Source organism: Acinetobacter sp. YH12096 (assembly GCF_013419215.1).
GTDB lineage: Bacteria > Pseudomonadota > Gammaproteobacteria > Pseudomonadales > Moraxellaceae > Acinetobacter > Acinetobacter amyesii.
Map to the genome: position 1 here is coordinate 1 of NZ_VPAM01000048.1, position 20509 is coordinate 20509.

19 protein-coding genes and 1 pseudogene are annotated in these 20509 nt (G+C 36.9%); 8 read left to right on the forward strand and 12 right to left on the reverse strand.

Annotated features, from left to right (window positions below; genetic code table 11):
* Window positions 1-114 precede the first annotated feature (114 nt).
* The 4 genes from FTU36_RS15165 to FTU36_RS15180 all read right to left on the reverse strand — a co-directional run bounded on the left by FTU36_RS15165 (window position 115) and on the right by FTU36_RS15180 (window position 2794).
* On the reverse strand, window positions 115-339 hold the full coding sequence (locus FTU36_RS15165; protein ID WP_180118424.1) for a hypothetical protein: 225 nt from the start codon (window positions 337-339) through the stop codon (window positions 115-117).
* On the reverse strand, window positions 336-1814 hold the full coding sequence (gene gmtY / locus FTU36_RS15170) for a gamma-mobile-trio recombinase GmtY (RefSeq protein ID WP_168379065.1): 1479 nt from the start codon (window positions 1812-1814) through the stop codon (window positions 336-338). Before gmtY ends, FTU36_RS15165 begins: the two co-directional genes overlap by 4 nt.
* A gap of 185 nt (window positions 1815-1999) precedes the next feature.
* On the reverse strand, window positions 2000-2194 hold the full coding sequence (locus FTU36_RS15175) for a DNA-binding protein (RefSeq protein ID WP_168379066.1): 195 nt from the start codon (window positions 2192-2194) through the stop codon (window positions 2000-2002).
* A 117-nt stretch (window positions 2195-2311) separates the two neighbouring features.
* Complete coding sequence (locus FTU36_RS15180; protein ID WP_168379067.1) at window positions 2312-2794, reverse strand: hypothetical protein; 483 nt, start codon at window positions 2792-2794, stop codon at window positions 2312-2314.
* Window positions 2795-2893: 99 nt separating this feature from the next.
* Here FTU36_RS15180 and FTU36_RS15185 point away from each other — a divergent pair, with 99 nt between their 5' ends.
* The 7 genes from FTU36_RS15185 to FTU36_RS15215 all read left to right on the forward strand — a co-directional run bounded on the left by FTU36_RS15185 (window position 2894) and on the right by FTU36_RS15215 (window position 13389).
* Window positions 2894-3100 (forward strand): helix-turn-helix domain-containing protein, encoded by a 207-nt coding sequence (locus FTU36_RS15185; protein ID WP_180118426.1) that lies wholly within the window; start codon window positions 2894-2896, stop codon window positions 3098-3100.
* Window positions 3101-3176: 76 nt separating this feature from the next.
* Entirely contained in the window at window positions 3177-4076 is a 900-nt protein-coding gene (locus FTU36_RS15190) for a hypothetical protein (RefSeq protein WP_180118428.1), read from the forward strand.
* Between the two features lie 151 nt (window positions 4077-4227).
* Window positions 4228-5709, forward strand: a complete 1482-nt coding sequence (locus tag FTU36_RS15195; protein ID WP_180118430.1) for a class I SAM-dependent DNA methyltransferase — start codon at window positions 4228-4230, stop codon at window positions 5707-5709.
* Window positions 5706-6905, forward strand: coding sequence for a restriction endonuclease subunit S (locus FTU36_RS16920; protein ID WP_180118432.1), 1200 nt, complete (start codon window positions 5706-5708; stop codon window positions 6903-6905). Before FTU36_RS15195 ends, FTU36_RS16920 begins: the two co-directional genes overlap by 4 nt.
* 181 nt (window positions 6906-7086) lie before the next feature.
* Window positions 7087-8460 (forward strand): WYL domain-containing protein, encoded by a 1374-nt coding sequence (locus FTU36_RS15205; RefSeq protein ID WP_180118434.1) that lies wholly within the window; start codon window positions 7087-7089, stop codon window positions 8458-8460.
* Window positions 8461-8470: 10 nt separating this feature from the next.
* The gene (locus FTU36_RS15210) at window positions 8471-9700 is read left to right on the forward strand and encodes a PD-(D/E)XK nuclease family protein (RefSeq protein ID WP_180118436.1); all 1230 of its coding nucleotides are present in this window, start codon (window positions 8471-8473) and stop codon (window positions 9698-9700) included.
* 245 nt (window positions 9701-9945) lie between these two features.
* The gene (locus tag FTU36_RS15215) at window positions 9946-13389 is read left to right on the forward strand and encodes a DEAD/DEAH box helicase family protein (RefSeq protein WP_180118438.1); all 3444 of its coding nucleotides are present in this window, start codon (window positions 9946-9948) and stop codon (window positions 13387-13389) included.
* Between the two features lie 179 nt (window positions 13390-13568).
* Here the strand turns inward: FTU36_RS15215 and fur are convergent, their stop codons facing one another.
* The gene (fur, locus tag FTU36_RS15220; protein ID WP_078193101.1) at window positions 13569-14006 is read right to left on the reverse strand and encodes a ferric iron uptake transcriptional regulator; all 438 of its coding nucleotides are present in this window, start codon (window positions 14004-14006) and stop codon (window positions 13569-13571) included.
* 112 nt (window positions 14007-14118) lie between these two features.
* On the opposite strand from fur, the gene FTU36_RS15225 reads away from it, so the two are divergent.
* Window positions 14119-14517, forward strand: a complete 399-nt coding sequence (locus FTU36_RS15225; RefSeq protein WP_078193102.1) for an outer membrane protein assembly factor BamE — start codon at window positions 14119-14121, stop codon at window positions 14515-14517.
* A gap of 43 nt (window positions 14518-14560) precedes the next feature.
* Here FTU36_RS15225 and FTU36_RS15230 read toward each other — a convergent pair whose 3' ends face one another.
* From FTU36_RS15230 to FTU36_RS15260, 7 genes and pseudogenes are all read right to left on the reverse strand, one after another.
* On the reverse strand, window positions 14561-14887 hold the full coding sequence (locus FTU36_RS15230) for an RnfH family protein (protein ID WP_078190030.1): 327 nt from the start codon (window positions 14885-14887) through the stop codon (window positions 14561-14563).
* Window positions 14887-15969: a hypothetical protein gene (locus tag FTU36_RS15235; protein ID WP_180118440.1), complete on the reverse strand. Its 1083-nt coding sequence runs from the start codon at window positions 15967-15969 to the stop codon at window positions 14887-14889. Before FTU36_RS15235 ends, FTU36_RS15230 begins: the two co-directional genes overlap by 1 nt.
* 142 nt (window positions 15970-16111) lie before the next feature.
* Window positions 16112-16567: a bacteriohemerythrin gene (locus FTU36_RS15240; RefSeq protein ID WP_078190032.1), complete on the reverse strand. Its 456-nt coding sequence runs from the start codon at window positions 16565-16567 to the stop codon at window positions 16112-16114.
* A 263-nt stretch (window positions 16568-16830) separates the two neighbouring features.
* Complete coding sequence (locus FTU36_RS15245) at window positions 16831-17679, reverse strand: class II glutamine amidotransferase (RefSeq protein ID WP_111885279.1); 849 nt, start codon at window positions 17677-17679, stop codon at window positions 16831-16833.
* A gap of 209 nt (window positions 17680-17888) precedes the next feature.
* On the reverse strand, window positions 17889-18797 hold the full coding sequence (gene argB, locus FTU36_RS15250) for an acetylglutamate kinase (RefSeq protein WP_078190033.1): 909 nt from the start codon (window positions 18795-18797) through the stop codon (window positions 17889-17891).
* 10 nt (window positions 18798-18807) lie between these two features.
* Window positions 18808-20232 (reverse strand): phosphomannomutase/phosphoglucomutase, encoded by a 1425-nt coding sequence (locus tag FTU36_RS15255; RefSeq protein ID WP_180118441.1) that lies wholly within the window; start codon window positions 20230-20232, stop codon window positions 18808-18810.
* Between the two features lie 167 nt (window positions 20233-20399).
* Window positions 20400-20509, reverse strand: a pseudogene (locus FTU36_RS15260) (IS5/IS1182 family transposase); the annotation flags it as partial.

Consider the following 20509-nt stretch of genomic DNA (forward strand, 5'->3'; position numbering starts at 1 on the left):
AGCAAGTAACTTGGACCAGTGTTGATCATTTAGCATTGTTCGAGGCATAGCGAGTGTAAAATTGGGTTTGGCGATTTAATTTTACTATCTCGCTATTTTTTTAATCAACAAATGTCAACAGACCCTAGTCCAAGGAATAGATTGTGCAAGATAAATTTCGAAAAACATGCGTATAGCATCAAATTTTGAATTTCTACCTCTATCTTGTTGCTTAATCCATTGTTCACCAAGTTGTCGCCATCCTTCCCACTCTTTACCATATATATTTATGAACCACTGCATGGTTAAATCGGTACTACGACCATCTTGTCTTTTACCATTGGTAATTTTATTGGTCATAATATTTTTCCTAATTTGGAATTACTTTTAATAAAAAAATGTGCATTGTGAGAGTCAATATCTTCAAAGCCATATTGGGTTAATACTTCCCAGCTTTGTATATTTGTTTGTTCCGAAGGTTCTTGGGGATTTAGCAATCTCTCCGATGCTTGTTTAAGGCAAGTTGTCACTTCTGTTGGGCTAGCAGCTGTATAAATTTCTTGTGAAGCTAATGATGCGTGATGTAAACATTTTTTAATTATCACTTTATCTACATTCGCTCTGCGCAAACGTCGGCCATAGCTGTGTCTATGTGAGTGAGGGGATAATCCCTCTGCTTTGGAAAAATTGAGTCCAATACGCTGTAATCCTTTAATATAGCTAGACTGAAATGCATTGAGTGTATAAGGCTCACCTATATAATCACGGTGAAAACTAATAAAAGCATAAGGGTGATTGCGCTCAATTCCCGTCAAGAAACGTGTGTAATCTTTCCAAAGCTTTTCAAAAATTTTTCCACATATAGTGGGAAACCAATATACTTCTAGATAGTAGTCCGAATTCTCAAAAGTATTAGTTTTCCACCCTACATGCTTTTTTCCTATCAAAGTGTTTCTAGGACTTAAGGCATATTTCTCTTTTAAAAAAGCAGCTCTTGTTGTTTTACCTGTTCTACTACGCCAATCATCAGGAGCTTTACCACTTTCAGGATGATAAATACGAACTTTTATATCTTCTTTTTTTCCATGAATCCTAATTACATCATGTACCCAAAGATGTAAGGCTTCAGATTCTCTTAAACCTCCACCATGCATAAGAAGTAAAATAAGTTGATCTCTCAATACAATACGACGATCTTTAGCCCCACCTATACCTTTGAAATAAAACTCTTCAAAATAGTGTTCAGGGAATTCTATAGCTTCTAAATTTTGTTTACCCAATGGGCGTTTTCCTTGAACATTCCGAGCGGATTGAACAATGGCTGATATGTTTTTATCAGCAATATGACCAAGAAAATCTTGCTGATTTTTGCGAAACCAAGCGGCATAATTAAGGCGCTTAGTAAAATTATCTGCATTAACTAAGGGATTCATTGGGACAGTATCTTGTTTTTCCGCAAGCCAATCAGTTAGTTGCGTTAATGCATGAATGTGTGATTTTGCGACAGATGAACTATGTGGAAGCCAAAATAGTCCAGAAGGATCCAACCCCTCATCATTTATTGTGCCTGTATAAAGGCGACTACTGAAACTTTCAAACATAGTCTGAGAGGTACTAAAACTATTAGTATTAGCTTCCATATACTCTAATAATAGCTTTGTGGCTTTGATAATCGTGGTAATAGTCGATAGACTCTTGCCATTTCTTTTAAGTTTTAAAATGTAGTCTAAAAGCGGTTTTATGACTTGTTTCTTTTCATCTAACAAAATAGGAATTTCAGTAAAAACGCCAGAGTTATCATCTACTATTTTTGCATTTACTTTTACAATCTGCATATTTAATCCCTTGAACCGATATCAAGTTAAAAATAAAAGGCAGAAAGCACCCATAACATTGATAAACTTAGCAATGTCTTTTAGAATGGGTTGGTCTTCATATTCCAAATTAAAGACAACCTATAAAGACTCATGTTGTCGCATGGGTCTTTATACTTTCTGTAGTTACATAATTAAAAATAAAATTAATCCATAATTTTTCCCTCCTTTAACCCGAGTTTGACGGCTATTTTGTGGCTTTCACCACGTCGTGGAACTTTATTATTTTTTAAAATTCGGTATACGAGGTCAGGTGAAAAATTATTATCTCGTGCCCATTCTGCGATTGAAATTCCTGATTTTATAAAATCATCTCGAACTTGCTTAATTGACTTGATCATATCAGACGAATTTTGAATAAATTTGACGAAAAAATATCGGATGGGAATGCTTAAGTCAAGTAATTATTTTTTATTTTAAGCTATTGTTTTTACTATAATAAATTAATTTAGAAACGTTTATTTATTCATTATATCGTCCATTAATTTAATATTTGATTTTATATTTTTAATATCATTCTCAATAGTTTCTTTATGGTTAATAAAATATTTCTCTAATGTTTTATCATCCGATAATAATGATTGTAGAAACTCAATATTATTTTCTTTATCTTTAATTTGATCTAAAAATTCTGTTTTCTTTTTAGAAAAAATCTCTTCCAATTTTTGCTTCTTTGTTCGATTCCTGAGTTCATTCATACGTGGTGTTTCGGTATAAGAAAAAACATTTTTTCTTGATGTTTCATGATTAACTTCTAAATATTGAAATCGTATTAAAACTTTTAAACCAGAATACATCAAACGCTTGGTCTTATCATTTCTGTAGATCTGATTAATATTAAGTTTTTCCCAAAATTTTTTGGCTTCCCAATTTTGAATTTCATAGTTATCGAATAATTCTAAGAATTCGTGATACAACGGCAAATGTACAGGTCTCTTCATGTTCAGTCTTTTAATCTTTTATTAAAAATGAGGATTATAGTCCGTGGATATTTAATCCTCAATTAGTGATATTTCTATTTTTTGAACAATTTATTTTAAATGTTAGAATTATCTATTGAGATTGGTCAATTAATACGCAAAAAAAGAAAAGAGAAAAAAATTACACAAGAAGCTTTAGCGTTACAGTGTGGTATTGACCGCAGTTATATCGGTCGCATTGAGCGTGGTGAAGTAAACATTACTATTGAAAAACTCTATGAAATTGCATTAGCTTTGAAAATCAGTCCTAAAGAGTTGTTACCGTAGATCTTATAGTATTTCTCAGTCGTAAATTTTTTAAACTTTATAAATAAAAAACACTAATGAATGGAATTTTAGAATTATGAATAAATTTAGCGGATTATTAGATTTTCCTGAATTTGAAGATCAAGTACATCGTCTTGAAGTTTTAGAATTGCTATTACGGGAAGACGAAATAGCATTCTCTATGAAATGGGCTTATGGTGCCGGAAACGCAGATGTATGGTTTTTTGACGGGATTGCAAAAAAAGAAGGTTCAAACTACATCACTAAAAGTGTTATAGGGAAAAAATATCAAGGTTCAACAGGTGATGATGATGGAAATGATATTTTATTTAAAAAGGTTTCATTTGATCATGAGTTTGGCGAACTGAAGTTAGAGGGAACGATTAAATATAAAGCACAAAATTTTGATTTTGAAGGTTTATTAGAATCAAAAAATAAGGATTTAATAGAAACGCAAAGACTTTCAACTCCTCTGAATGATCAAGATAAAAATAAAGCCGTGTGCAAAAAGCAGAATCGTCACCATAGAAGTAAACATTTATTTTTCATTCAAGCTGATATTGAAAATTTACCTGTTCATTTTAGGGCTTACGTCAAAGCAAATAGAGTTTTCCTTTCAGAAATAAAACAATATCAGGATATGTTGAAAGGCCTTAACTTAGCTCAAAATTTTATTAATTGGACTGTTGAGTGCCAAAAGAGGATTAGTTACTTTGAAGAACAATTACAACGAGTCATAGATGGAGACAGTACGCTACATGTGTTTGATGATGAAAAAAAGGATATGGCGTATCAACTGGAAATAACTTTAGATAGACAGCCCGACGAAGTCTTCTTCTACACAGATAACTTAAATCCAGATCAAATTGAATTAATTAATAATACTGATGAGTATTTTTATAGTCTCTATGAAAATATTCAAGAGAAAGGATATATCGTCTACCATACGTGGATTGATGCACTATCATTGATGTAAATATCAAATTTTTCAATAGGTAAGCTAGATCATTTATAAGAATACTAGCTTATCTAATCACGCCAAATCTTGTCGCATCTTCTTTAATTCAAATAGCTTTTTTTCTTGATTTCTACCACAATACCCTCAAAGAAATTTGAGAGTCATCTACGTGATTACAGGCGAAATTAAGAGCAAAATTGACCAGATTTGGAATGCATTTTGGAGTGGTGGTATTTCCAATCCTTTAGAAGTCATGGAGCAAATGACTTATTTATTGTTTATTCGCCGCCTTGATGAAATTCAGATCACTAAAGAAAAGAAAGCCAATCGCTTAAAGAAACCTGTAGAACATCCAATTTTCACACCTGAGCAAGATCATTTACGTTGGTCGAAATTCATCACTTTAGGCGATGCTGCAACTTTATATAATACCGTTGCCAATGAAGTCTTTCCTTTCATTAAAAACTTAGGTGCAGAAGACGAAACCACCTATAGCCACCACATGAAAGATGCCCGTTTTACCATTCCCACACCTGCACTTTTAACCAAAGTGGTGGATTTGGTTGCCGATGTACCAATGGATGATAAAGACACTAAAGGCGATATTTACGAATACATGCTCGGTAAGATCGCTTCAGCAGGTCAAAACGGTCAGTTCCGTACCCCTCGCCATATCATCAAGATGATTGTCGAGCTGATGCAGCCAAAGCCAACCGATACCATTTGTGACCCTGCTTGTGGTACAGCGGGCTTTTTAGTCGCTGCAAGTGAATATTTAAACGATCATTACAGCACTGAGATTTTTGCCAACCCTGAAGCTGCAAAGCGTTTTAGTGAAGATACTTTCTTTGGTTATGATTTTGATAGCACTATGCTTCGTATTGGTTCAATGAATATGATGCTGCATGGTGTTGAAAACCCACGAATTGAAAACCGTGATTCTTTGAGTGAAGCACATTCACATATTACTGAAAAATACAGTTTGATTTTAGCCAATCCACCATTTGCAGGTAGTTTGGACAATGAAAGCTGTGCCAAGAACATTCAAGCTGTTGTGAAAACCAAAAAGACCGAATTGCTGTTTTTAGCCTTGTTCTTACGCTTATTAAAAACAGGCGGACGTGCTGCGGTGATTGTGCCTGATGGCGTGTTATTTGGTTCATCAAAAGCACATAAAGATTTGCGTCAAAAGATTGTAGAAGAGCAAAAGCTTGAAGCGATTATTTCCATGCCGTCAGGTGTATTTAAGCCTTATGCAGGGGTTTCGACTGCCATTATGATTTTTACCAAAACCATGTCGGGCGGTACGGACAAAGTTTGGTTCTACGATATGCAGGCAGATGGTTATTCGCTGGATGATAAGCGTAATGAGCTAGATGCATCTAAGCATGAAAATAACAACATTCCTGACATTATTGCTCGTTTTAAAAACTTAGAAGAAGAAAGCTCTCGTAACGCCACAGAGCAAAGCTTTATGGTGGATAAAGCCGATATTGCTGCGAATGGTTATGACTTGTCGATTAACCGTTATAAGGAAGTGGTATATGAGCAAGTGGAATATGAAGCACCAAGTAAGATTTTGATGGATTTAGAAGTGCTTGAGCAGGACATATTAAAAGGAATGGCTACGCTTAAGGAGATGCTTAAGTGATCAAGGTTAAGCTCTCTGAAATTTGTGATTTACAAAATGGATATGCTTTTAAATCATCTGATTATGTTGAAAATTCAAATACCTTAAGTTGTCGTATGAGTAATATTCGATTAGGTGGAATTTTTGATATTGAATACAATCCAAGATTCTTACCTGATAGTTTTGCTGACCAATATAAAGGTTTTCTATTGAAAGATGGTGATCTTGTAATTGCCATGACTGACCTTGCAAACGATCCAAAGCTTTTAGGTGTCCCGACTTTGGTGCAAACTGATGGTAGAAATATTTTATTGAATCAACGAGTTGGTAAGCTAATTATCAAAGATTCCTCTAAAGTAGATAATAAATACCTCCAACATGTGTTAAATGACCCGAAGACTAGAGAATATTATAGAAAATTCGCAAGTGGCGGTTTACAGATAAACCTAGGAAAAACGGATTTACTGAATGTTGAAATCCCACTCCCACCACTTGAAGAACAACGCCGAATTGCCTCTATTTTAGATCAAGCGGATGGGCTACGCCAAAAACGTCAGCAAGCGATTGAAAAGTTAGATCAGCTTTTACAAGCCACATTTATTGATATGTTTGGCGATCCTGTCAGTAATCCTAAAGGGTGGAATTTAGGTAGGTTGGGTGATGTTATTCATTCTGCAAAAGATGGTCCACACGTTAGTCCAAGTTACTCTGAAACAGGAATTCCTTTTTTATCTACTCGACATGTAAGAGCAGGAAAAATAGTTTGGGGCGACTTAAAATTCATTACAGAAGAAGATGCTCAGATACATTGGAAAAAATGTAAACCCACTAGAGGTGATATTCTTTATACCAAAGGTGGGACAACTGGTTTAGCAGCAGTTGTCGATACAGATTTAGATTTTGCTGTCTGGGTTCATGTGGCTTTATTAAAGACAAACCACGATAAAGTAAGATCTGAATGGTTAGTTTCCATGCTCAATACACAATATTGTTATGAACAATCTCAAAGGTACACTCATGGAATAGCAAATCGTGATTTAGGGCTCAAAAGAATGGTTAATATTGAAATGTATATTCCACCGTTAGATGAGCAAGATAAATTCGTTAATTTTAAAAATAAATTATTGAAAAATAATTTATTATTTGAGAGTAGCTATTCTTCTCTTGAACAGTTATTCAAATCATTACAAAACCAAGCATTTAACGGCACTTTATAAAATTTAATTAAAAATATGAGGGAATATATACATGAGCAACTTTCAGTTTTTAGAAGCTGGAAAGCCTGTGTATATCCCCTCTAAAATCTACTTAAAATAAATATAAAAATTTAATAGCGAGACAAATCTTGTCTATCAAATGCATTATGCTAAACCAAGTTCAAGAAATAAGCATAAAACTATGAATACAAAAGAATCTTTCGTATCCCAATTTTTTCGGATTTTAAATGTCTTTCAGGCATTACCGAAGTCGCCAAATCACCATATTTCTATCGAAGATTTACTAGAAAGCTTAAAAACAACCTATGAACCATTCCATGCTCCGCGTAAAACTCTGCAACGTGATTTAAAAACATTAAATGAAATTTTGCATCGAGGTCATATAGATCAAGTTGCAGCAAGCGGTCGCCGTTCTGCTTGTTACCGCTTGTCTTCAGATGCACAACTTAATTTAAATAAACAAAATATTATTCAAGATGAGTTTCAATCCCTTGCAACTATTCATAGTTACAACTTTTTAAAACCTTATTTCCCAGAATCTTGGCAAAAGACACTCTCTCAACAGTTTGAACAAGCTCAAAACACTTTAGAACTAAAAAACAAAAATGTATGGCTGACAAAATTTGGCTTTGCGTTAGACGGGGCTTTTCAAACGCATCTCAATCCAAAAAATGAAGTCAAAGAACTTATTTTTAAATGCATTCACCAAGATAACTCATGGTTAGAAATTTTATATCACCCTGAAGCTTTTGAAAGAGAAGCTACACGCTATACGATCAAGCCACACGGGGTCATTGTGAGAGGCCGAAAGCAGTATCTCATCGCTTCTAAAATTAATCATAATCGTAAAATCCAGATTCGTACCTTTAGCATGCATCGAATTTTACATGCTGAACCAACACCAGAAAGCTTAAGCATCGATATACAAGATATTGATATGCAAAAAGCCATTGAACAATATGAGTTTGAAGGTTTCTACAATGATGACAATCAACCGAAAGAAATTCAGTTGAATTGCTCAAACGTCTTACTATCTGAGCTGAAATTTTCAGAAATTCATCCATCACAACAGATATGGAGTGATGATGCAGACGCTTATTTTACCTTAACCGCTGAAATGCCGATTACTCAATCTTTTCTTGAATGGTTGGTGCAGAAGGCTCAATGGATTGAAGTCGAATACCCTGAGGACTTAAGAGAAGAAGTCAAAAATAGAATTATTGAAATGGCACAAAATTATGCACTTGAAGTCATAGATGATGATATTGAATGGCAAGAGGATGTTGAGGAAAATTTCGATGAAGAATGTGCAATACAGACGCTTGAAAGTATCCTCGCTGAGCCAGAGGACGATAATGTAATAACCCTACATGATCTGTTCCCACAAGCTGTTGAATTTGTTAGTGAGAAAGAGATGATTAGCACAGCTGAACTGCAAAGAAAATTAATGATTTCTTATAACTCGGCTGCAAAAATCATAGATCAGCTGTTACATGTGGATTTTATACAAAAAAGTGAAAGTGCAGGCAAATACTCAGTTTTAATTAAAAAATAAGGAAAGACGCATGGAAGATGCTCATGTGATACCACTAGATTTGCAGACCGCTCAGGGTAGTTTAGAGCAATTTAAACAACTGATTGAGGCATCGCCTTTAGATCAGGAAGAAGATTCATTTATACCTTTAAGTATTTATCGGGCTGAAAATGCAATTCAAGCTTTTAAGAAGCTGCCTCTGACTAAAACACATCGCAAGTCTTTTATTGAAATAATGGGGCTAAGCCATTTAGAAAATGTAAGCTCAAAGACACTTGCATTTTTTATGGACAGCAAAGAAGAACATAACTTAAAAGACCTTGTAGTCAATGCGTTGTTTAGCGTTATGGGTGAAAGCTTTCCCTATCAGATCCATACGGAGAACATTGTTCTAGAAAAAAGGACTGAACTAGGACGGATTGATCTTTGGGTGGAAACTGACGAACACATCCTCGTGATAGAAAATAAGATTCACCATCATGCAAATGATAATCCGTTTAACGATTATGTTTCACATGCACGTGCGAATAATCCTAAGGATAAAAAACTAAAATTTATTCTATTAGTCATTAAGGAACCAGAAGAAACGCCTGAAAATTATATCGTCATGACTCACTTTGACTTGTCCAAACATATTTTAAAAGAGCTTGGACAAAAGAGCTTACAGGCAGATCAATATTATCTTACCTACCTCATTGATTATATTTCAGCAATTGAAAAATTTAACCCACATTCGGAGTATGCAAAAATGCAAATGGACATCGTTAATTTTTACCGCAATAACCGTGAAATTTTAGAAAGTATTGAAGATGAAAAAAATAAAGAGTCGGTATATCAGTATTATGAACAAAAGGTTCGTGAAATTGTTGAGTTGTTAAAAGATCAAGAACTAGATTGTTTTTCAGATGCTGCTGAGTTTATAAAGCACGAAGATAACCTATCGTCTATAGGAGGCTCATTAAATAGTAATACGTTGCATACCACACAAGATGATTACCAATTAGAATTCGAGATTTATAAAAGTACAGCATACACCAATTTGTGGTGTCGTCGATTTAAAGCGAAATACATAAAAAAACAAGATTCACTTGAATTCCAAGCCTTTTTAAACAATGAGAATATTCCTTTTATTGAACAAGAGAATCATTATGATGTTCTCTTACTTGAAGAAAATGAATCTATTTCTGCTGAAGAATTTGTAGAAAAAGCTTACCCTATCATAAAAAAAATACTGAATAAAAGTGGTGTAGCTAACCATTAAAGTCCCCGATTTTTTAAAGGCAAATGAACTATACGGATTGTAAAGATCCGTATAGTACGTAGTTTAGCTTGAATGCACAGCTACAAACGGCTTTTAACGACTGCTCTCAGTAACCAGTATTTTATTTTTATAAAGCTATTATTCAAATTAACCTTATACTTTAGATAATTAGCCATTAAATCAAAAGGTTGATTCGGTTATAGTATGGAAATAAAGCATATTTAAAAATATTACTTGAGGGAATAATGAGCAATTTTCAGTTTTTAGAACCTGAATTTAAAAGCTTGGCAGCTACGGCTAAAGAAGCCGAAAAGCTCACGTATATATCCCCACAATTTGCCCTTGCAGCAGCTCGTACATCGCTTGAAAACCTTGTGCTATGGCTCTATCAATACGACAAAAAACTTACTCAGCCTTATGATGCTTCACTACATAACTTACTCAACGATCTGAAATTTAAAGACCTGATTCCACCCTATATTTGGGATAAAATGGATAACATCCGCATGGTCGGCAACAGTGCCGTACATGGGAAAAAGTTCAAACAACTCACAACAGAAGAAACCGTAAAACACATCAGCCATTTATTCTTGATGTATGTCTGGTTTGAACGTAACTACGGTTCACCGTCCAAAGACCGTTCACAGCCGCATATCTTTAAAACCGAACTGATTCCTAACGCAGATAACACACAGCAAATCACCGCAAACAAAGAACAACTACAGAAAGAAACCGAAGCCAAAGAAAAGCAATTTGCAGAACAACACAAAGCCTTACGTGAACGTGAACAGAAACTCTTTGAACTTTCGGCAAGTTTAGAAGAACGTGAAAAAATCCTCGCCAATATTGATGCAGAACTTGCCCAAAAGCGTGCCGAAGTCGAACAAGCCAAAATTGCTAACAGCAAAATCGAAGACCATACCGACTATAAAGAAGACGAAACCCGAAAACTTAAAATTGACCTCATGCTTGAAGAAGCAGGCTGGGAAATTGGTACATCAGTTCGAGAGGAAGTTGCTGTAACAGGTATGCCGAGTCCATCGGGTAAAGGTGCAGTGGATTATGTACTCTATGATGCCGATGGCTTACCTTTGGCTGTGGTTGAAGCAAAACGCACATCGACTGACCCTGATATTGGACAACAACAAGCCAAGCTCTACGCAGACTGTTTAGAGCAACAAACAGGACAACGCCCTGTCATATTCTATACCAATGGTTACAAAACCCGAATCTGGAATGATGTGCAAGGTGGCCCACCACGCTTAGTTCATGGCTTTTATACGCAAGCAGAACTTAAACGCTTGATCGAAAGACGTAAGAACAACCCTGATTTAAGCAGCTTCCCGATCAATGCGGACATTGTCGAGCGTTACTACCAAACTCGTGCCATCAAAGCCATGCTTGCAGCCTATCAACGTAAAGAACGTGCAGGCTTACTGATTATGGCAACAGGTACAGGTAAAACACGTACTGCCATTGCACTGGTCGATGTGCTGATGAAAGCCAATGTGGTGCAAAAAGCTTTATTCCTTGCAGACCGCACTTCATTGGTCAATCAGGCACACAACGCTTTTAAAGCCAATTTAAAAGATGCCTCATTCGTCAATTTACTTGAGGATAAAAACCAAGTGGGTCGTGTGTATTTCTCTACCTATCAAACTATGATCGGCTTGATTGACGAAAAAAATGCGGACGGTACACGCCAATTCGGTACAGGCATGTTTGACCTAATTATTATTGATGAAGCACACCGCAGCGTTTACCAAAAATTTGGCGAGATTTTTAAATACTTCGATAGTTTGCTTGTTGGTTTAACCGCAACGCCACGAGATGAAGTAGATCGTGATACATACGCACTGTTTGGCTTAGAAAGCGGTGTACCGACTGATTACTACGACCTCGATCAAGCCATTGCCGATGGCTATCTTGTGCCACCGAAAGCTTATTCTGTTCCGCTTAAATTTATGCGTGAAGGCGTAAAATATGACGAACTCTCAGAAGAGGAAAAACAACACTGGGACAGTCTAAATTGGGGCGATGAAGATGCACCTGAAGAAGTTTCAGCATCCAAAATCAATAAAGAGCTGTTTAATACAGGCACGATTGATTTAATGCTCAAGCACTTGATGGAAAATGGTATTAAAACTGAAGGTGGAGATCGTTTGGGTAAAACTATTATCTTTGCCGTCAATCAAAAACATGCCCAGTTTATTGCTGATCGCTTCAATGAAAACTATCCGCAATATGATGGCAAGTTTGCCCGTGTCATTACCCATGCTACTAAGTATCCACAAAGCTTAATTGATGACTTTAGCAAGAAAGATTTACCTGAGCCACAGATTGCGATTTCAGTGGATATGCTCGATACAGGGATTGATGTACCTGAAGTGGTCAACTTAGTATTCTTTAAAGCGGTTCGCTCTAAAGTCAAATTTATGCAGATGATCGGGCGTGGTACACGCCTTTGCAAAGAATTGTTTAGCCCTGAAAAAGATAAAAAAGAATTCTTTATTTTCGATTATTGCTCTAACTTTGAATACTTCAATGAAAATCCAGATGGTGCGCCTGTATCGACCACAGAGCCACTCGGACAACGCTTGTTTAAAGCGCGTTTAAATATCCTGAGTCTGCTCAATGCGAAGGATAATGCCACCGAAGAATTAAAAGCTGTACAGCTAGATATGCGTCAGAGTTTACAGACTGAAGTGAAGTCGATGAACAATGAGAATTTCATTGTGAAATCTGAACTTGAGCATGTTGAACATTTCAAAAATGATGATGCTTGGAACAACTTAGATGACCTTGCCATCGGTACATTACGAGAACACATTTCTAAATTACCAAACCAACTTGAGCCTGAAACTTTAGAAGCTAAATTGTTTGATATGCTTTGCTACAACCTTGAGTTGGCAGTATTGGAAAAGAACAATACAGCGATTCAGAGTTATGCCAATAAAGTGATTGAAATTGCTTCTAAGCTGGAAAGCAAAGAAAATATTCCTGTTGTTGCAGAACAGATTGCGCTGATTCAAGATATTCAAACCGTGGAATATTGGAAAGGCATTACCTTGCCAATGCTCGAAGCGATGCGTAAACGTATTCGTGGCTTGGTGAAACTGATTGAAAAATCGACCTCAACGATTGTGTACTCGATGCTTGATGATGAAATTGGTGAAGCAACAGAAGTGGATATTCCTGTGGTTTCCAGTGGTGTAAACATTGCTCAATACCGTAAACGAGTTGAAAGCTTCATCAAATCAAATGAAGATCACATCACCATTGCAAAGTTGAAACGTGGCTTAGCGTTAACACCAACTGATTTGAGTGAGCTTGAACGATTCGTTTTTGAAGCTCAGGAAGTTGAGAGTAAAGAAAAATTTGAGGAATGCTTTGGTGCAGATAAGCCATTACCTCTCTTTATTCGTTCACTTGTCGGTTTAGATCGTCAAGCGGTGCAACAAGCCTTCTCTAAATATCTGCAAGGCTCAACTTACAATGAAAAGCAGATTCGTTTTATCGAAATGGTGATTGAACATTTGACCATTCGGGGAACATTAGAAGCCTCGCAGCTTTATGAACCACCATTCAATCAAATCCATTATGAAGGGATTGATGGTGTGTTTGGTGATGCGGATGCTGACAACATATTTGGGGTTGTTGAAGCGTTTAATGAAAGTGCTGTAGCTTAGAACTTGTAATTGAGTTTTTATAATTTATATATTTTTTACTAGTAATATTCATTTTAAATTATCTTTCAAGTAATAAAAAAGATCCCTAAATGGGATCTTTTTTATGGCTTTTATATATTATTTACTACTAGTAATAACATATGAAGTCTGTTTTTTTATTTATTCTCATCCGCATCGGATTATTTTTTACGATATGCTTCTTGGCATTCAGGCGCATCACAATAGCCATAAAGATTTAATGAGTGACCTGTAAGTTGGAAACCAAATTTTTCTGCCACTTGATGTTGCTCATGCTCAATCACATCATTAGTAAATTCCACCACTTTATTGCAGTTTTGACACACAATATGGTCATGGTGATCTTCTTGCATAATCTCAAAAACAGAATGATTGTTTTCAAAATGATGGCGTTGAATAATACCTGCAGCTTCAAACTGTGTTAACACGCGATACACAGTTGCTAAACCCACATCTTCACCCTGTTCAAGTAAAGTCTTATAAATATCTTCTGCGCTTAAGTGATGTTGTCTTGAATTTTCAAGCAATTCCAATATTTTAATTCGTGGAAGTGTAACTTTAAGTCCAGCTTTACGTAAATCTTGATTTGAAATAGGCATGAAAAAAGGTCTCTCAACAAAATTAAAGTTGGAATATGCAACAAAGTTTAGATGCAGTATGATCTATCCTTGGATCAAATGCATCATAATTAATTTGGGATAGTTTAGCAAAATGCAAAAAATCATGCTGACGTTATTCGTCACTTCATTGCTCGTAGGCTGTTCAACCTTGGGCGTTTATAAAGTTGATATTCCACAAGGTACACCTTTAACTCAAGCACAAGCGGCTAAAATTCAAGTGGGAATGAGCCACCAACAAGTTCGCTTTTTGCTAGGTAGTCCAACTGTTGCCGATCCAATGAATCCGTTACGTTGGGACTACATTTATAAGTATACCCCAGGAACATATGCTAAAAAAGCCAAGATTCCTGCTGCACATGGTCAACACTTAAAAATCTTCTTTGACCAAAACGGTATCGTTCAAAAAATTGAAGGCTTAGAAACCATTCCAGAATCTCAACCGGGCTTACCAGGTTCTAAAGAAGCGATTTTAACTGCGCCACCACTATAGTCGCTTTAAGATAAAAATAAACCCCTAAATTTAGGGGTTTTTTTTATAAGTACAATTGCTTGAAACGATTGCCTCGACAATAACGGCCGACGGGATTTTTCTTGGCGCGATTACGACGAATATCTTTCGGATTAATGGTTAATGCACGATAGATTTCGACGCGATCACCTGCTTCAAGTAACTGAGAAGCATCGCTTAAACGTGCCCCGAAGATTCCAAGAGTTAACTCTTCGGGTAATTCAACTTGCTGTCGAATACCACTTTGCATAATGGCATCTTCAGCAGTCATACCGGGGTTAAAGCTCAGCGGAATTAATATCTGCTGTTCAACGCCTGCATAAGCCACCCACACTTGTAACTGAGCGGTCATTAGAATAACTGCCCAACTACAGCTACTAATGCCAATACTATCGACAAGGGCACTACGATACGTACGGCAATACGCCAAATATTATAAAAGGTTTCATGACTGAAGTTCATTGACTTACGTAGATGACTAATCTTCATAATCCAACCTGCGAAAATCGCATAAATCAGACAAATAATTAAGCCCCAAACCAACAAGGCAATATTAAATACTGGAACAACAGTGCTCAGTGCCCATACGAAAACCGCAACCAATAAAATCGCCCATTGCACCACTACGGCCAATTGGCGTTGTTGTAATTGTTCACGTGCCATTTGAATCAGCAATGCTGAAGCAGCAACCAAACCCACAACCAATGCTAAAGCAGGTACTTGTGTTTTTGCTGCGAAAAAGGCAAAAGCAACCACTGCCAAGAGTTGAGCGATCCAAATTGGAAATACCGTTTTGCTTGCAATCTCTTGTTGCTTCACGGCTGGTAAACTTGACTGCCAGTACAAGCCCATCCCCAAACCACTTGCTACGAGCGCCAAGACAGTTGCATTGCCCCACTCACTAAATTCGAGTGCAGTCATTTTCCACTCTGGTAAGGCAGTTCCCATAACATTCGCTAAGACTACTGCAGCAATCACACCAATAGCGGTCAAAATCACTAAAAATTGGCGTGGTACAAACGACAATGCAAATGCAATGACCGCAAGGACAGCCAAAATAATGCTATAGGCAAAGCCATTAGCTGTAAAAATTGCCACATATTGCGACGCGGCTGAAAGCATGGCACCTGCTAAAAATGGAATAAATACTACGGCAAGCCAACCGACTATACGCCATTTGGATGAAGCATCCGCATCACGTGTTAGCGAAGACAGTGCTTGAACTGCTGTAATTTTTGAACGTTTTGCTAAAGCAATTTCCAAATAACATAGCGGTAAAGCTAAAATAAGCATTGTACCTAGCCACAACAGCCAGAAATCTAGCTGACGTTCAATTTGAATACCTGTTACCGGTGCTAAAGTTGCAATAATGATAAAAGATAAACAGAACGCCATCAGTGGCGATAACCATTTCGACATCGCATTGTCCTGCATGACAAATTCCTTTGAAAATTCTAGCGCTATTTTGCCTTGCTGTGCCTTGAAAATCAAAAACAAAAAGCAAATCACCTTAAAGGTGATTTGCTGCGCAAATGATATTATTAGAATTTAATTGTTTTTATTTCATTTTTTGAGGTTATGAAAAGAAACGTGCAAACCAATTTTTGCCTTTTTTCTTTTCTTTTTCTTTGATGATACCCATCATATTTTCTTTAACCGCACCGACATAATCAGCATCATCGTGCTGAATATGGTTAATCAGCCATTTTGAAAGCACTTCATGTAATTCATTTTCAATCGCATGCCCCATTTCAAAACGGTCACGGTAAGATTCAATTTTTTTAATAAATAAATCATGTACGCGTTTATGTGGCACACGATATTTATAACCCGCTTCTTCTTGTAAAGATTCTTCGAAGGTAAAATGTGATTGCGTGTAATCAATAATGTTTTCCAGAATTTGTTTTACACGATCACGATCTGTATTTGCGTCAATGCCATCAATTTCATTGATGTAGTCAAGAATCCGTTTGTGTTGATCGTCAATCACATCGATACCAGTATTGTATTCTGGAACCCATTTCATTTTCATTACGACCACCTATAAATATGAAGGACTTATCACGTAAATTTCATCATATAATTAAAGAACTTAAATAAAAATGAAGTAAAAAGGTTGGTTTTAATTGAAATACTGCCATTTATATTGTAATCAATTGTTTTTATTATGTTAATTTATTTAATCCCGAGTATAAAGCTAAGATATTTTTTAATCAATTCAATATCTTAGAAAACACCCTTAATTCAATAAAGTGTAAGATATTCATTTTTATAATGAATATCTTTCATTCAAAATTAATACTGATCTGCACGTGTGACACGTTTTAAAGATGGGTCCAGCCGCTCACGTTCTAAACGTTCAACAACCGTCTTTGCAGCACGAATTGGACGACCATGTTGAAATAAAATCATTTCACCCGGCTCAAATGCTGTCCAAACTTCGTTTTGCGTTAGGGGTTCAGTGGTAATCACGGCAACACGGTCTTCAGGCGTAGTGACTTCACTAAAATCGACTTCAACATCAATATCAATCAACTGTGCAGGCTGAAATGGAAACTCTCGAACCAGCCAATGCAGCTTGGTAATCGCATAACTAAATAGCGCCTGCCCATTCGACAAACAAAAATTAAAGGTGCCATGTTCTGCAATTTTAGGAGAAATTTCTAATAACAGATCAAACACCTGATCGAGTGTAGGTTCGGTATAACCAAAACGTTTCACCATTTGCTCGAGCAAATAGCAAAAGGCCAATTCACTGTCGGTATTGCCGACGGGGCTGAAGCGCCCTGTGAGCTCAGGCTGAAAGCCATGTAGGTCGCCATTATGTGCAAAAATCCACTGTCTGCCCCACAATTCACGACTAAATGGATGTGAGTTTTCAAGATTAATTTTGCCTTGTGTCGCTTTACGAATGTGTGCAATCACATTGCGAGATTTAATCGGGTAGTTTCGGATCAGCTCAGCAATCGGAGACTCTACAGCAGATTGATTGTCGACAAATAAACGGCATGCTTTATCTTCAAAAAAAGCGATACCAAAGCCATCACAATGATCTGAGGTAATTCCTGCTCGCTGCGAAAATCCCCGAAACGAAAAAGTAATATCGGTGGGAGTCGCACAATTCATTCCGAGCAGCTGGCACATATCGATCATTTCAGCAGTAAATCTATGATTTCTCTATTGTGCATGACAGTTTTAGTGGTTGTAAATCTAAAATCGGCGCCATTGTAAGAGTTTTTATAATCCAACAGGGCAAATACATTATTTGATTTTTTCAAAAGTTACTTAGCCAACTGATAAATAATAAAAAAGCCTCAAAAGAGGCTTTTTTATATCAAAAAATGCTAAGTATCTTAAGCTTTTTTCACATTGGTTCGATTGGTGATTAAAGTCCCCACACCATGATCTGTAAAGATTTCAAGTAATGTTGCATGAGGTACACGACCATCAACAATATGCGCGCTGATTACTCCACCTTTCACTGCATCTAATGCACAGCCAACTTTCGGAATCATGCCGCCATAGATCACGCCAGTTTCAATCAAACGATCGACTTCTTGGGTGGTTAACCCAGTCAGCAGATTTTTATTTTCGTCTAAAACGCCCGTGATATTGGTCAAAAGAATTAGCTTTTCCGCACCCAATGCTTCAGCCACTTTACCTGCAACTAAGTCAGCATTGATGTTGTAAGTATTGCCGTCTTCGTCTACACCTAATGGCGCAATAACAGGAATAAAATCGCTTTGGGTAAACATCTCAAGTACGTCAGTTTTCACACCAACCACTTCGCCAACGAGACCTAAATCAATCTGTTTTACTGAACCGTCTTCGGCAGTTTTTTCCATCAATAATTTTTGCGCACGGATCAAATTACCATCTTTACCCGTTAAACCAATGGCACGACCACCGTGTTTATTGATTAAGTTCACAATCGACTTATTCACGCTGCCGCCCAAAACCATCTCAACAACTTCCATGGTTGCAGGGTCTGTCACGCGCATACCGTCAATACGATCTGATTCACGTCCTAATTGTTTAAGGAATGAATCCACTTGTGGACCACCGCCATGTACCACAATCGGGTTTAGACCAACCGTTTTCAGCAATACGATATCACGTGCAAATGAGCTCTCAAGCTCAGGATCGGTCATGGCATTACCACCATACTTCACTACCAGCGTCTTACCCGCAAAACGTTGAATATACGGCAAAGCTTCCGTCAGTATTTGTGCTTTGTCGATGCCAGTATGTTGATGTGGCATTTGCCTCTCCTTATTGAGCATCTGGAATGTCATGAGCAATGTCTGGATAGTGCTCAACTAACATGGAAACAAACAGATCTCGTATTTCTTTTAAGCGTGCTGATGAGTTGGCATCAAAGCGTAAAGTGAAATACTCACCTGTATTCGATGCTCGAATGATGCCAAATCCATCATCAAAATCAAGGCGTATTCCATCAATTTTACTGATTTGTGCTGGAATTCGCGCAGAATTGGCTTCAACCTGCTTTAAAACTTCCGCTGGATCATGCTGATGCGTACTGACATATAAATCTTCGGTACTAAAGCGCTCTGGATATTTCGCCAAAGCTTGTGACAATGTCAGTCCCTGAGCTTGAATATATTCTAAGACCCTTAAGGCAGCATATAGACCATCGTCATAGCCGCCACCACGACCATCATTAAAAACATAATGTCCTGCGTATTCACCACCAAAAACCGCTTTGCCTTTAGATTGGGAAATATATTTTCGCAAGAAACTACTGCCTGTTCGAATCATGACAGGCTGCGCATCTAGATCACTCACAGTATCGCGAATCATCGTTGAACATTTCACATCAAATACCACTTCTGCATGTGGTTTTTGAGTCAAACAAATTTCAGCAAATAAACATAATAATCGATCTGCAGAAACCACTTTGCCAGTTTCATCAATTAACACTAAACGATCACCATCACCATCTAAAGCAATGCCAATATCGGCCTTTTGCAACTGTATGGCTTGGCGAAGGTGAGTTAAATGTTTGAGCTGTGATGGATCTGGAGCATGATCAGGGAAATGTCCATCAGCTTGGCAACGTAATGCCAAAACTTCACAGCCTAATTTGTTTAATAATAAGGCTGCACAATGCCCAGCTGAACCATGCATGCCATCGATCACAACTTTAAGCGGTTGCTGTAAATGAATGTCATCTAAAATAAATTTCTGATAGGCCAAACAATATTCAGGCTTGATTTCGTGTGGCTCAAGTTCAGTCATCAAATGCACACGTTCCGAAGAAAAACAATTTCGTGCTTCGACTGCAACGTGTTGAATCATCTCCGGACAAGGTGGCTCACCTTTGATAATCCACTTGATACCATTATCTGATTTAGGATTATGGCTCGCCGTCACCATAATGCCATTGCCTTGAAATTGTCCCGCAATAAAATACAACATCGGGCTTGAGCAGCAGCCAATAATTTCCGCTTCAAGGCCAGCCTCATGGCAGACTTTTTGAATTATTTTTGCATAGGTTGGACTGGTTAAACGCGCATCATAGCCAATGGCAAGGCTCTTTTGCCCTGCATCTAAATATTGTTTGACTAAGCCACAAGCAATTGACTGAACTAAATCAGCATTTAAGAGCGATATTTTCCCGCGAATGTCATATGCACGAAAAATATGTTGCGGAAAGTGACTAAACAGTGAACCCATACTATGTTCTTCTAATTACATCTTTATTAATTAAAAAATCTAAAATTCTATTGAGAATTTAAGCTTTTAATTAAAGGATAAAATCCTGAAAAAAAGTGTAGCTTTTTTATAACAATTTTAGTTAATAATCAATTAATAATATTTAAATACTAGATTTCTTTCATAAGTCATTTTTCACTCAGCTCCAAGTTATAAATTCCAGCAATTAGATTGAATCTTAATGCTAGTCTTTTGCCTCGATTGCGATATCGCTCAGCAAGAATTTTGAAGGTTTTCA